12 protein-coding genes are annotated in these 13,461 nt (G+C 42.0%); 7 read left to right on the top strand and 5 right to left on the bottom strand.

The features are described 5' to 3' along the window. Positions 1 to 661: 661 nt before the first annotated feature. The 7 genes from DK846_RS17825 (at position 662) to DK846_RS17265 (ending at position 5,938) form a co-directional block, all read left to right on the top strand. Positions 662 to 808 carry a hypothetical protein gene (locus DK846_RS17825; protein WP_181391854.1) on the top strand — a complete coding sequence of 49 codons (147 nt, stop codon included), beginning with the start codon at positions 662 to 664 and terminating at the stop codon, positions 806 to 808. Between the two features lie 467 nt (positions 809 to 1,275). Further along, entirely contained in the window at positions 1,276 to 1,512 is a 237-nt protein-coding gene (locus DK846_RS17290; protein ID WP_109970257.1) for a DUF7557 family protein, read from the top strand. After that, a complete protein-coding gene (locus DK846_RS17285) occupies positions 1,509 to 1,778 on the top strand; it encodes a type II toxin-antitoxin system RelE family toxin (RefSeq protein ID WP_109970256.1) in 270 nt (89 codons plus the stop codon). The genes DK846_RS17290 and DK846_RS17285 overlap by 4 nt, the downstream gene beginning before the upstream one ends. Positions 1,779 to 2,318: 540 nt before the next feature. After that, positions 2,319 to 3,257 carry a substrate-binding domain-containing protein gene (locus DK846_RS17280; RefSeq protein WP_109970255.1) on the top strand — a complete coding sequence of 313 codons (939 nt, stop codon included), beginning with the start codon at positions 2,319 to 2,321 and terminating at the stop codon, positions 3,255 to 3,257. A gap of 32 nt (positions 3,258 to 3,289) precedes the next feature. Continuing rightward, complete coding sequence (locus DK846_RS17275; protein ID WP_109970254.1) at positions 3,290 to 3,976, top strand: ABC transporter permease; 687 nt, start codon at positions 3,290 to 3,292, stop codon at positions 3,974 to 3,976. A 3-nt stretch (positions 3,977 to 3,979) separates the two neighbouring features. After that, positions 3,980 to 5,068 carry an ABC transporter ATP-binding protein gene (locus DK846_RS17270; protein ID WP_109970253.1) on the top strand — a complete coding sequence of 363 codons (1,089 nt, stop codon included), beginning with the start codon at positions 3,980 to 3,982 and terminating at the stop codon, positions 5,066 to 5,068. A gap of 294 nt (positions 5,069 to 5,362) precedes the next feature. Then, positions 5,363 to 5,938, top strand: coding sequence for a hypothetical protein (locus tag DK846_RS17265; RefSeq protein ID WP_109970259.1), 576 nt, complete (start codon positions 5,363 to 5,365; stop codon positions 5,936 to 5,938). Here the strand turns inward: DK846_RS17265 and DK846_RS17260 are convergent. The 5 genes from DK846_RS17260 to DK846_RS17820 all read right to left on the bottom strand — a co-directional run bounded on the left by DK846_RS17260 (position 5,923) and on the right by DK846_RS17820 (position 12,724). Continuing rightward, entirely contained in the window at positions 5,923 to 7,173 is a 1,251-nt protein-coding gene (locus tag DK846_RS17260) for a Coenzyme F420 hydrogenase/dehydrogenase, beta subunit C-terminal domain (protein WP_109970252.1), read from the bottom strand. The genes DK846_RS17265 and DK846_RS17260 overlap by 16 nt on opposite strands. Further along, positions 7,170 to 9,242, bottom strand: coding sequence for a formate dehydrogenase subunit alpha (fdhF, locus tag DK846_RS17255; RefSeq protein ID WP_109970251.1), 2,073 nt, complete (start codon positions 9,240 to 9,242; stop codon positions 7,170 to 7,172). Before fdhF ends, DK846_RS17260 begins: the two co-directional genes overlap by 4 nt. Positions 9,243 to 9,477: 235 nt before the next feature. Further along, positions 9,478 to 11,355: a molybdopterin biosynthesis protein gene (locus DK846_RS17250; protein WP_109970250.1), complete on the bottom strand. Its 1,878-nt coding sequence runs from the start codon at positions 11,353 to 11,355 to the stop codon at positions 9,478 to 9,480. Next, complete coding sequence (locus DK846_RS17245; RefSeq protein ID WP_109970249.1) at positions 11,349 to 12,551, bottom strand: molybdopterin molybdotransferase MoeA; 1,203 nt, start codon at positions 12,549 to 12,551, stop codon at positions 11,349 to 11,351. Before DK846_RS17245 ends, DK846_RS17250 begins: the two co-directional genes overlap by 7 nt. Continuing rightward, positions 12,548 to 12,724: a hypothetical protein gene (locus DK846_RS17820; RefSeq protein WP_181391853.1), complete on the bottom strand. Its 177-nt coding sequence runs from the start codon at positions 12,722 to 12,724 to the stop codon at positions 12,548 to 12,550. Before DK846_RS17820 ends, DK846_RS17245 begins: the two co-directional genes overlap by 4 nt. Positions 12,725 to 13,461: the final 737 nt, after the last annotated feature.

The following is a 13,461-nucleotide window of genomic DNA, read 5'->3' as shown; positions in this document are numbered from 1 at the left end:
GATATTGTCCTTTAATTTTAATATAGTTCTCAAATATCGTTTTTATATGGGGCTGCTATTGATTAGTTCTGCTCGTATGAATATTTCTATGTCTGGCATAGTTAAACCTGAATAGCGGCAGGATATGTGATAGTGATTTTTGGGGTTATATACTGGCATTTTACGATTTAATGCAATTATATTTACTTAATTCGAAATTCCAAATGATTAACCTCTTTAATTGTTGGAAGAGAAAACCGTTTCAACTGAAGTATATTTGGATATCTTCTCTTGTGATACCTGCTTGTTTTAGTATCTCATGTTCTGGGTGAACAGGTACAACGACCCTGCGGTCGGAATCTGGACGAAGAGAATATGATGACTGCCTTTGGAACGGTCTTACTCGAATCCTGCATTATGTAGGGTGACAGTCTGCTCATTATCAGAAACTATTAGAAGATATTCAAGGATATTTCCTTAAGTGGAATTTCTTCTCCATGTGTAGTCAGGCTTTCAATGTATAATTCGTTCGTTTCTTTGGTATTCTGGATCGTTGATCATCAGGACCAGCCAGGTGTCTCTTTCAACAGAAACCCGGAGTAAAAACAATTCAGAAAGCTGTCTGACCTAAACTGTTGTCCGATGTAAATCTCTGAAGTGGTTGCCCTGGGAGGAGGTGAGTATGATGGATGGTAGTATCGTTCTGGCCCTGCTCTCAACCGGAGCAGCCGTTCTGAATGACATCGGGCTCCTGATGATCTGGATGAAGTGCCGAAACCTGGCATATGAATGGCCCATCTTTGCCAATGAGGTGTTTGATGCTCTATAAATGGAGGTGGATTATCCTTCTCCTGATTTTGCAATTTGAGCACTCATGATCATCGGAAAGATCTCTTCCAGGAAAAGTCTGACCGTTTTTCGAAACAGGGATGTTTTAAGCGATGGGACACGTATGTGTTGTGATAAGCAGGACTCAGGGGCATGGAGGATCGGCCCGATATCCGGCCTCCCAAAATTGGCAGGGTACAACCTCGGTCACTCTAGTTTCTGTAGACAATTCATCATCGCCTGATCGTTCTGATGTTCCGGAAAAACCTAGGTCCCCCATCTTATGATTTAGGATTATTAAAACCAATTTAAAGAGAAAATATTCTTATTCTCTGTGATTTATTGTTCATTTTATCTGTGAATTTCGTGAGTTTAGAATTGTGTGAAATTCTGATGAAACTGTGCCATGCTGATCGAAATAATTAGTGGACACAACTATCAATACCTGTAAACACCTATAGGTAAATCATGCAAGAGGCCTCCACAATATACATTCGATCAGACTTGAAAGAACAACTATCAAACCTGAAAACACATCCCCGGGAATCCTATAGTGCGGTGATTGAGCGTCTTTTATCAAGTGTAATAGATCCTGATCCTTTGACAACCGAAGAGATAGCAGGTATCCAAGAAGCCCTGGAAGATATTAAGGCAGGAAAGGTACATACCGAGGAAGAGATCATGAAAGAATTCGGGGTTGAATGACTGAATTTCAGATCATCTACTCGAATAAAGCAAAAAGAAATCTCAAAAAAATACCTCTGCCAATAGCTCAGGAAATAATCAGAGCCATACATGAACTGAAGAGTAATCCCTGGTCACATGTGCAGAAGCTAGAAGGATCTGAAAAGGCTCCCTTTCATTCTCTTCAAGTTGGTGGTTACCGGGCAATTCTCTCTATTCAAAATAATAAACTCATCGTGTATGTGGTAGAAGTCGGTCCACGGAAAACCATATACCGGAAATATTAATCCATTATAGAAAATGGACTTATTTTTATAGACTCCCCAATTAATTGATCGATATAACCCGAGTTGTTTGTGTTCATCTTGATGTGTGTTCATGTGATCTGGAGAAGATATATCCCAAAAGTCTGTCGGACTGGATCATGCTGTGCCGTGCCATCACAAAAACACCTACTTATCTATGAAGAATCATTTGCGTATAGCGTTTTTTCAGGGGTAATATGATATGACATCTCCTGGAACAAAAGATCTAATTTGTCATGAAAAACCTGGTTTCTGGTGTTTCAGGTCCCAGAGAACCAACTTTAGAAATATTAATTCAACAACGGTTACGAACTCTTCCCTGTGAATTAATATATAAGTATATCTGAACCGGAGAAGATCTTTTTCACTGCAAATCATCACATTTCTATTTTTTATTTGAACTTAAACAATAAATATCAAATGAGTTCGATTACTCTTTCTAAAGGACAACTTAAATAAATATTCGAGAATGAAATTAGCTTAATTAAGTATTTATGATTGTGAAAAAGAGGGTATTACGGTATGATGAAGCGAGCACTGTTAGGAACAATTCTACTCGTTGTTGCATTAATCCTATGCAGCGGAGTAGCAGTATCTGCAGAGAAGATCAAGGATCTCAATGGAACCAAGCATGCAGAAGACCGGCTTTTGATCGGGACTACAACCAGCCTGGATGCAACAGGGGTTCTTGATGAACTGGCCAAGAAATTTGAAGCAGATAACAATGTCAAAGTAGAATGGATAGCAGTGGGCACAGGACAGGCCATAGGCTATGGAAACACCGGGGACGTAGATGTAGTCATGGTTCATGACCGGGCTGCAGAAAATAAATTCCTGGACTCTGGAAATGGCCTTGACAGGAAAGTCTTTGGATCAAACTACTTCATGGTTGCCGGCCCTGAATCAGATCCAGCAAAGATTGCAGGAAAGAGTGCCACTGAAGCATTCAAGACAATTGCAGATGCCGGAAAGACCAACGACAAAGTTGTCTTTGTCTCACGCGGAGATGGATCCGGAACCCATGCACGTGAAAAACTTCTGTGGAAGGGTGCAGGGCTTGATTACGCTGAAGTAAACAAGTCTCCCTGGTATATTGATGCAGCAGCAGGAATGGGTCAGACCCTCAACATGGCAAATGAGAAGGATGCATACGTTCTGACAGATTCAGCAACCTGGAATACAATGGCAGGCAACCTTACCCTTAAGCCATTGATCACTGATGGTTCAGACCTCCTCAACGTATATGCTGTCATCAGAGTAAACCCTGACAAGTTCCCGGACGCTGGGATAAATGTTGATGCTGGGAAGAAGTGGGAAAACTATCTGATCAGTGATGCAACCCAGAAGTGGCTTGGCGACTTTGGAACAGAGAAATACGGAAAACCACTCTTTGTTCCGGCAAAGGGAAATGCAGTAACGTTAAATGTTACTGAAGAAGAAATTTCCACCCCGGTAGCGTAACTTTTTACCGGTAGACCCCTTTTTTTATACTGATGGAAGATCTCCTATCAGCGATTAATACTGCAATTTCTCTTATAATTACATGGAATCCTGATGTTATTGAGATAACTAGCCGAACTTTAGAGATTACATTCACATCAGTTGTTCTCAGCACAATTATCGCCCTTCCGTTAGGGACACTCATAAATTTCAATTCATTTAGAGGAAAAAAGACTCTCATAAGTCTGATTCAGACATTATATTCGCTCCCGACAGTGATTGTAGGGTTAGTCTGTTATATGCTCCTCTCTCGGACAGGACCACTCGGTTTTTTGGGATTTCTCTTTACACCAAACGGGATGATCTTTGGACAGACCATACTCATAATACCAATAATGACTGGGATGACAATCTCTGCCTTGCAGGGTATAAACCCAATAATTACTGATACCATCCGGTCACTTGGGGCTAGTAAATTTCAGTTTCTCACCAGTCATATCAGGGAAGCAAGATTTGCTATCATGGCAGCCGTTGTGATTGGATTCTCCAGGGCAATATCAGAGGTTGGAGCAGCTATCATGATAGGAGGAAATATTAAGGGTCATACCCGTGTTCTGACTACTGCCATATCTCTTCAGACATCGATGGGTAATTTTACCCTTTCATTAGCTCTCGGAATAATCCTCCTCGGAATAGCTCTGATAATCAATTTGCTTATGGGATACCTCCAACAGCGGTGAATTATGATAAAATTAGACCATATCTCAAAATCCTTTGGAGATCGCCTCATTCTTGATAATATTAGCGTAGAAATCCCATCAGGAAAGATATTTACCATTATCGGCCCATCGGGACAGGGAAAAACCACTCTCATGAGGCTTATCAATCTGTTAGATACCCCTTCCAGTGGTCAGATTATTTTCAACGGCACTTCACTGGAACATATTAAAAATATAACCGAAATAAGACGCCAGATGGGAATGGTTTTTCAGACACCCATCGCATTTAACGAGACAGTTTATGCAAATCTTGCTATGGGTCTGAAATTTCGGGGTGTCTCAAAAGATGAGATAAAAAAACGGGTAGAGGAGAAGATCAATGAAATAGGCCTTTCCGGATATGAACACCGCAAGGCCCGGACATTATCTGGTGGAGAGATGCAACGTGTCTCACTTGCACGTGTCATGATAACAAACCCGGATCTCCTCCTTCTCGACGAACCAACTGCAAATCTTGATCCTGTTTCTACAGCAAAAATCGAGGAACTCATCAGGTATTACAACCGGACCTGTGGAACAACAGTGATAATGTCATCACATGATCTCTACCAAGGTCAGAGACTTGCTGATATTATTGCTGTGATGATGGGAGGAAGATTTGTTCAATCTGGTGAGACCAACCAGGTTTTTTCAGAGCCGTGTTCTGCAGATGTTGCCAGATTTATTGGAATTCGGAATATTCTGCCAGGGGTTGCAACCCAACTAGAAAATGGCCTAATACAGATCGATCTTGGTGGTATCATCATCTATGCAGTGAGTTCAATGACAGAAAAAGAAGTGATGGTTGCTATCAGGCCAGAAGAGATCACGGTGCATACGAATGAAAGCGGAAAAACCAGTGCCAGAAATGTTCTTACCGGAATAATAACCGAGATTGAACCGTATGGAATCATAAATCATGTTCTGGTCTCGTGTAATGGCATAATACTGGCTTCCCAGGTTACGTTGCAGTCGGTGAGAGAGATGAACCTCAGGCCTGGATTGGAAGTCCAATTATCTTTTAAGGCGCCATCAGTTCATCTGATGTCTCAATGTCCGGGTTATCACATATAATCCTCCAGAATATTTCTCCAGATTTTTATGGTATCGCAAAGAACCTTTTTCCTGACTGGTGGAAATAATTGAAAGTTCGGTGAAATGCTCTTATTGTTCACCAAAGGAAGAGCTGTTGTGATGATATTTCTTGAAAAAACCGGGGAACTAGTATGCACACGTGTGGGAAGAATAGATATTTAATTACTGACCAATATGAGGGAATAGATTTATATAAAATTCTTCGCAGATTCGTAATTTATATCGAATGACTCTTATTTGTCGAAATCAATTGAATATTTATCAGGTACTGCAGTGAAAGTAATCAAGATTCCGTCTCTTCTCTCCAGTGTCATCATTACAGCCCTGTCTGGTATAGATATGATGGAGTTCACACTCATCAATCACTGCCATTATTGTAAAGGACAGGTTAAATTTCACGATATCAGGATTAAAAGGTTTGCAACAGTTATTGAGAATGGGGAGAGAAGGAATATCAGTGTGAGAGTTCACCGGTATTACTGCCAGGAATGTGGAAAACTCTGCTATGCTCGTGCACCATTTTATCCAAATACCAAATTCGGATCACCTGTTGCAGACCTGTGTATGACACTGGCCTGGGATCATTCCTTTAATCATGCTGCAAAAATTCTCAATTCTGTTGGAGTAATAATTGACAGGGGAACTATCAGGAATTTTTCAGCACATGAGATTCCACCGGTCAGTTATGCGAAGATATACGGGCTGCCGATTCCTCTGTCTGTATGTTATCTTTCAGATCTCTTCTCCCGAAAAAACTGGAATTACCAGGTAACACAGGAAGAAATTCTTGAAGTTTGTGGCTTTCCTACAAAAATGGAGACTGCCGATTTATCTCAGTACTCGCCCTGATCCCGAAATACTTCAATAACCTTTTCAAAAGTATTCCCGTAGTTGTGTTCCCACTCTTCCCATTCATTTACTTTGGCTACTACCGGCATCCCGGGAAGTTCACCGGCCTTGTATCCGAACATTTGTTCCAGTTCTGACTGAAGTGCATGCATATAGAGTGAGTTTGGGATCTCCATCGGGCACCGCTCTTCACATTGACCACAGTTAATGCAGGAGTCAGCAATATGAGAAGCCCTGATGAGATGAAACATGAATGGCGGAGGAACCTGCCCTGGTTTGACGAGCCAGGGTTTTTTGGTTCTGCAATCTTCACACACACAGAGCGGACAAGCTTCGGTGCACTGATAGCACTTGATGCATCTTGACATGTCAAGCATCATGCTCTTCAAAAGTTGATCACCGGGTGGAATATTAGAAAACTGTTCTTTTCCATTTTCCAGGCTGAGCTTCTGCATTGCCTCTTCCACACGGGATCGAATTTCTACCCCTTGAGGATCTGCTGCCTCAACTACGATAGCATGATCATTGATGGCTGACTCAAGGGTAATGGCTCCTTTTTTACTACAAACTTCAATACATGTAGTATTTCCCGAGTACTCTCCGATTACACCCCAATCTCCGCAAACCAGATCGCATTGCCTGGGAATTCTGGTCTGGCAGCGTTGACAGCATAATCTGCGTCCATAACCATCTTGTTCAAGGTCTTCTATCGGGAGTGAAAAGATTGTATCTGACGTTTCAACCTGACACTTACCGTGTGAAAAATATATATTTTCGACAATATCGGGATCAATCCCGTATCTGTCAACAATCATCTTTCGTGCAGTAATTGGGTTTATTGTTCCGCTACAGGTTAAACCAATGAGGAGAATGTCATTTAGGTTTACCCTGTTTCGTTTAGCCAGTTCTATGATAGCCTTTGCTTCACACCCTTTCACAACAGCTGCGATACGCTGACCAGGATTGCTCTGGGTATACCTATAGAGATATTTTGCAGAAGATAGAGTTCCACAATAAAGTGATCCTGAGCACTGAGCAATTTCTGCTGGATCGGTGAGGATCACCATAGATGCATCGTAAATATCTGCACCTTTTTTTGTGACAGAAACTGCGTCGACAATACCGGTAGAAAGAAGATGGGTCAGTAAGCCTGAAATAAATCCCCCGGAACTCCCTTTATCCCTCAGCTCCGGATCTGTGGACCAGGCATAGAATATCTCTCCTTTCCGGATCATCTCTTTTCTACCTGGAACTTTTTGATAGAGATTGCTGCCACTTTGTATTCTGAGATATATGGTAACGGTTCAGAGGAGTTCAAGGCCAGGTTTGCTGTTACCCTCTCGATAAAATGAAGAGGGATAAATGCAGTCCCAACTTTAATATCCTGAATTACCCGTGCTTTACAAACCAGAGAACCCTTTCTGAATGATACTGTAATGAGGTCCTCATTTCGGATTTTTAGTCTTTTGGCATCTTCTGGATTTATCTCTAAATATCCTTCATGAACTTCATCATTCAGATTTTTGCATCTCCGGGTCATGGTTCCTGATTGCATATGCCAGATGAGTCTTCCCGTGGTAAGTCTGAACGGGAAATTTTTATCTGGAAGATCTGAAGGTTCTTTCCATTCCACAGGATAGAATACACCTTTTCCATCAGGGTGTGCAAAGTGCTCTGAATATAAAATCGGAGTTCCTGGTTGATCAAGCTCTTCACACGGCCAGCATACACCGCCAGGTTTGTCAATCTTATCCCAGGTCATCCCCTGGTATTGGGGAATAACAGAGCACATCTCCTCAAAGATATCTTTAACACTGGTGTACTTGAACTGTTCACCATACCCCATTTTACTGGCCAGGGCGGTAATAATCTCATAATCAGATTTTGACTCACCAGGAGGATCAACCGCTTTTCTGATCCGTTGAACCCTGCGTTCGGTATTTGTCTGTGTTCCATCCTTCTCTGCAAAACAGGCTGCTGGAAGAACAACATCAGCATATTGACAGGTTTCTGTGAAGAAAATATCCTGAACGACAAGGAAGTCTAATTTTTTTAATCCATCAATTATTATTGCAGGGTTCGGTTCAGAGACAACCGGATTTTCTCCGATAAGATACATGGCCTTGATATCGGGAGATGCTGAACGAAGATGTTCAAACATGATATTGATATCGTATCCTTCATGAGGCTCACAGATCCCGTCAGGAAATCCCCATAATTTTGAAAGTTTCCTATGTGCAGTCCCGTCAGTAACCGGTTTGTATCCTGGAAATAAATTCGGAAGACATCCAACATCACACGCTCCCTGCACATTATTCTGACCACGAAGTGCATTGACCCCGGTTCCCGGACGACCGATATTTCCGGTGAGCATCATCAGGTTGGCAATAGATTTTACATTATCAATACCGGTTGTCTGCTGAGTAATACCCATCGCATATAAGATGGTACACTTATCTGCCTTACCAATCCATTCAGCTGTTTTTCTAATCAGATCAGGAGATACACCACAAAGATCCCCTGCAATTTCGGGATTATATCTTCTCTGCAGGACGACTTTTTTTACTGCTTCAAAGTGACTTGTTCGTTCAGTTATGAACGATTCATCATGCCAATTGTTCCTGATGATCTCCCCCATGATACTATTGAGGAGGAGAACATCAGAGCCACTATAAAATTGGATAAACAGATCAGACTGTACGGCAGTCGGGGTGAATCGAGGGTCTGCAGTAATTACATGGGCTCCTCGTGAACGGGCTTTGATGATCTGTCTTCCAACAAGTGGGTGTTGCTCAAGAGTATTACTTCCCAGACAGAGAATACAATCAGATTCACTGATGTCTGGAATTGAGTTGGTCATGGCGTTGCATCCGAATGCAAGGAAGAGACCGACCATCGTGGCAGAATGACAGAGACGAGCACAGTGATCGATATGCCGGGTTTTTAAAACACCCCTGGCAAATTTCATCGCGAGATAATTGTCTTCATTAGAACAACGGGCAGATGTGAGTAACGCCAGTTCATCAGGTTTATATGATGACAATTTTTTAGCAATAAAATCCAACGCGGCATCCCAATCAGTCTCATAAAAAATATCTCCCTTTCTTAAGAGAGGTTTTTTTAACCGGTCAGGGTTGGAAATAAATTGATGACAGTACGTTCCCTTCTGACAAAGACGCCCCTCGTTAACCGGTGAACGATAGTACGGGGCAGTTCCGATAACTTTCCCATTCTCTACCATGAGGTTTAAAGAACAGCCGGTACTGCAATACGGGCACGTGGTAGTGATCTGAGTAAATGTCATCGATAATAACTCTGTAATAATTGGGGGGATAAGGGTAGTAAATTTTCAGGGAGATAGCGTGAGAAAAGTGCATTAAATATCTCTGGTCCGGTATCTGCCTGGGCACAAAGAGAAGTGATCCATGAAATGATTGATTTCTTTATACTATTGCAATCTGTTTGGTTAATATAAAAATGATGGCCAGTACTGCTGGTACCTGATATATATTACCAACTTTCTGCCATCAGTGTTTTTCTTAATTACAGTACCGTATGACTCCGGTTTTTTCTGTTTCGTATCCACCCAGTTTGGTGAGTATAACTTTGAACTCCTGGGTTTTTATGATCTCAGCAATTGCTCTGATACGGGGATCGCTCTCAAACAGATTTTTGGTAGTTACCAGTTCATAGCGTTCAACCCCGACAGGAACAAAGGGAAGAGAGAATGCTCGAGCAGCACTGTGAACTGCCATCCCGAGATCGGCATCACCACTTCTGACAGCAAGGCAGACACCGAGATGGGTAGTTGCTTCCTGGTCGTATCCCTCAATTTGATCTGATGTGATACCTTTCTCTTTCATGAGATGATCGAGAAGCATTCGTGTCCCTGAACCTCGTTGACGGTTTATAAACCGGTGGGAAGTAATAGCCTCAAAGCCAAGGGATTCTCTGGAAACCATTCCCTGAACACGCTCAGCCACACATATCAGAACCAGTTCTTCACCAGGAAAATACTTCTGCAGATATGGAATATTGTACTCTCCATCTTCAGAAAGTAGATGCATGGGTGCCAGGTGACAGTACCCCCTTTTTAATGTCAAAAGTCCGCCCATACTTCCAACATGTGAAGAGGCGATCTGAATTCCTGACTTTCGCATAAGGTTGGAAAGATGATCTATGACCGGATCGTGACTGCCGGTAATGAGGACTACCTGTTCTGCAACTGAAGTTGGTACTGTCAGGTAAGCAGTTGTCTTATCACCTGTTTCTACTCCTTCCTGTTCAGATGGAATTTTTAAATAAGCATTGGCCCTGACCATGCTCATCTGGACTCCTGCACCGCGAGAAAGAGGGGAAGCAACCCATTCTTCTTTTATTTTTCCAACAGTTGCCAGAACAAATTCATCAGTCCCGATTGAAGATTGTAATGTACTTGTCAGCCTGACCGGGACGGTGTTTTGTTCTGGTGTGACAAATCCATACCAACTCAGGAGAGGCTGTATGATTTCACGAAGAATGGTATGGCAGGCAATCGGGTATCCTGGCATACCAATAACCGGTTTCTCTGCAATTTCTCCCATGATAACCGGCTTTGCAGGTTTAATTGCAACACCGTGAATAATCACCTCTCCCAGGGTTTCAATAACCTGGGCCGTATAATCCTTGGTTCCTTTGGATGATCCTGCAGATATGATAACAATATCATGGTTTTGGATGGCTTCGTTTACTGTAGTCGTTATTTTGTTGACATCATCCTGAACGATTGGATAATGTGTTATGGAAACTCCAGATTTTGACAGCATAGCCGCTGCCATGTACATATTACTCTCGATTACCTGACCTGGAAGTGGTTTTGTTCCAACAGGGACGATCTCACTTCCTGTTGGAATCAGTGCAACGTTGAGATCCAGAACCGGGACTTCAGTAATACCATAACTGATCATGGCGCTGATATCTACTGGTCGAATCTGGGTGAGGAGAGGAATGATCATCTCTGTTTCTGCAATATCTTCACCAATAGGCCTGATATGTTGCCATGGGTGAGCAGCAGAATGTATCAGAAATGATCCATCCTGTTCAATTACATCCTCAATCATGACGACGGCGTCATAACCGTCTGGAATAACATTTCCCGTATTGACCCGTGCAAAATGAGTAAGCAGAACCGGTTTTTGATCTGTAGCTTCTCCTGTGTCGCAACTTCGTACTGCAATTCCATCCATTGCAGACAGATGAGCAGCGGGGACTGATAACGGCGAAAAAACGGCCTCTGATGTTATTTTTCCTGAAGAGTTCTGAACCGGAATTTTTACAGTGCGGGGTATGCATGCAAATCGGTCATGGAGAATTTTTAATGCCTGATCTAGTGATGTGAGGGTGAGATACCGGGTTGCTCCCTCTTTATCTTTTACCATGTAATAACCTCAACAATCTCGCCTGCTTCATATCCTTCTACAGGTCCGGGAATTCTGATGACTCCATCGCTCTGAAGAAGAGTATTTGTAAGTCCTGATTTTCCCAATAATGGCAGAATATATCTCCCATCAAAAATCCCCCTTATGTAATCCTCTCTCCCCTGAACAGATTTAATCGGGATCATTAATGGAACATGGACACATTTTTGAGATAATGCAATTCCGGTCATCCCTTTAAGTAGTTCGCGTACAAGAACAAGGAGAATAATATATGCTGATGCCGGGTGACCTGGTAGTCCGATTATGGGTTTTCCCATAGCAGTCCCTATTATTGTTGGTTTTCCCGGTGAAATGGCTATTCCGTGAACCAATACTTCTCCTTTGGAAGCAATGATTTCCGCACACATATCACGCTCCCCTTTCGAACTTCCCCCTGATATCAGCACTGCATCACATGAAGTCAGAGCCTCATCAAGTGCCTTATTTAATGAATTATGATCATCAGAGATAATTCCATACACTACCGGAATACAGCCTTCTTCTGATACGAAACCACTACAAAGCCATGTATTAACATCACGGATCTCCCCACCTGTAGGTTTTTTGTCAACTGGGACCAACTCATTTCCTGTTGAAATAATACCTATTCGTGGGCGGGTTGAGACTGGTACATCCTTCCACCCACAAGCAGCAAGCACCCCTAAAACCCGTGATGAGATAACCGTTCCTGCTTTTACTGCAGGGCGATCTGATCCGAAATCCTCACCTTTGGATATTTTGTTTTCCCCAACTGCCACCGGTCTGTGTATCAGTATCTGATCTCCTAATTCCTCACAATATTCGATCATGACTACTGCATCTGCCCCTTTTGGAAGGACACCGCCAGTAGGAATATACATGCAGGAACCACGGTTAAGGTCTATACTCCTGTCTTCACCCATTGCAATTCTGCCGGATAACGTGAGCATTGATGGAATCGATTCACTGGCCCCAGTCGTATCAGATGCGAAAACGGCATATCCATCAACTGTTGAACGATCAAATCCGGGAATCTCAACATCAGATTTGATGTCACTGAAAAGCACTCGCCTACCGGCTTTAGATAAGGGGATAATCTCTTCATGCGGAGGAGGAGAGATCCCTTTTATAACCTTTTTTGCTTCTCCTACTGAAATCACTGATAAAAAACGGGTCATGGGAAACAGCCTAGTTGGCAGCCACGAATCTTAATTGAATGATCCCTGCAATAGACCGAAATTTCCTTCTTTGTCACTCCATACGTTTCAGATAGTTCAAATGCTTTGCTACAGGGAAGTTCGGTGGTAATCCCTTCCTTATTAAATATCGATTCTATCTCTTTCTCATCCATATCATTCACCTTCACTGTAATGGGAGAAGATAAAAGATAAACTCCTCCCGTAAAATTTCACAACTCCTGAATTATTTGAGAATGTGGTTCAAATATTTTTATGATGAGCATCAAATCTCAAGCCGTTGAATCTGTTGACAATGTCAGATTATCTTTCATATGTATATGAATCTTGTATATCTTTGAAAAAATTTAGGAGTTTTAGTTAGGATCTGCCTTTTTGATCATCTGGAAATCATCAATTATGCGGCACCCCCAATTATCATACAACTCTTGTAATAACATGTGTACCAAATCAACTGTTATATCAATAAAATCAGGATTGTGTGGACAAACAGTCCCGCAAGGAAAAGTTAAGTTTAAAAAATAAATTTTTAAAAAAATCGATTCTTTTAATTTACTCGTCCATTACTATATCACCAGTTTTCTCAAAAAGTATCGGCAAGATGGCAAATCACATATATAGTGCTAGGGGCCATTATGTTATTGCTCGGTTGATCTGATATCGAGCACATGTTTAAGGTAATAAGGCAGAATCAACCCGAACCATGAGGCTTTTCCCGAGTTCATGCTTCATGGAGATTCTGCCTACCGAGGAAAAGTGCAGATAATTTCTGCATATTCTTGTATGCTATTCATTCCATATCAACCTGATACTGGTTCAGATATTTCAAAACGGTTTTATAATAACTCTGATAATAAATCCCGATGATCAATGATCCACCACAAATAGTCAG

The sequence above is a fragment of the Methanospirillum lacunae genome, from assembly GCF_003173355.1.
Classification (GTDB): domain Archaea; phylum Halobacteriota; class Methanomicrobia; order Methanomicrobiales; family Methanospirillaceae; genus Methanospirillum; species Methanospirillum lacunae.
The sequence above is the reverse complement of the archived record's forward strand: the minus strand, read 5'-3'. Positions and strand labels throughout refer to the sequence as shown.

Coding starts and splice junctions, on each gene's coding strand:
- DK846_RS17825 (WP_181391854.1), top strand. CDS start 662: ATGATGGATGGTAGTATCGTTCTGGCCCTGCTCTCAACCGGAGCAGCC.
- DK846_RS17290 (WP_109970257.1), top strand. CDS start 1,276: ATGCAAGAGGCCTCCACAATATACATTCGATCAGACTTGAAAGAACAA.
- DK846_RS17285 (WP_109970256.1), top strand. CDS start 1,509: ATGACTGAATTTCAGATCATCTACTCGAATAAAGCAAAAAGAAATCTC.
- DK846_RS17280 (WP_109970255.1), top strand. CDS start 2,319: ATGATGAAGCGAGCACTGTTAGGAACAATTCTACTCGTTGTTGCATTA.
- DK846_RS17275 (WP_109970254.1), top strand. CDS start 3,290: ATGGAAGATCTCCTATCAGCGATTAATACTGCAATTTCTCTTATAATT.
- DK846_RS17270 (WP_109970253.1), top strand. CDS start 3,980: ATGATAAAATTAGACCATATCTCAAAATCCTTTGGAGATCGCCTCATT.
- DK846_RS17260 (WP_109970252.1), bottom strand. CDS start 7,173: ATGATCCGGAAAGGAGAGATATTCTATGCCTGGTCCACAGATCCGGAG.
- fdhF (WP_109970251.1), bottom strand. CDS start 9,242: ATGACATTTACTCAGATCACTACCACGTGCCCGTATTGCAGTACCGGC.
- DK846_RS17250 (WP_109970250.1), bottom strand. CDS start 11,355: ATGGTAAAAGATAAAGAGGGAGCAACCCGGTATCTCACCCTCACATCA.
- DK846_RS17245 (WP_109970249.1), bottom strand. CDS start 12,551: ATGACCCGTTTTTTATCAGTGATTTCAGTAGGAGAAGCAAAAAAGGTT.
- DK846_RS17820 (WP_181391853.1), bottom strand. CDS start 12,724: ATGGATGAGAAAGAGATAGAATCGATATTTAATAAGGAAGGGATTACC.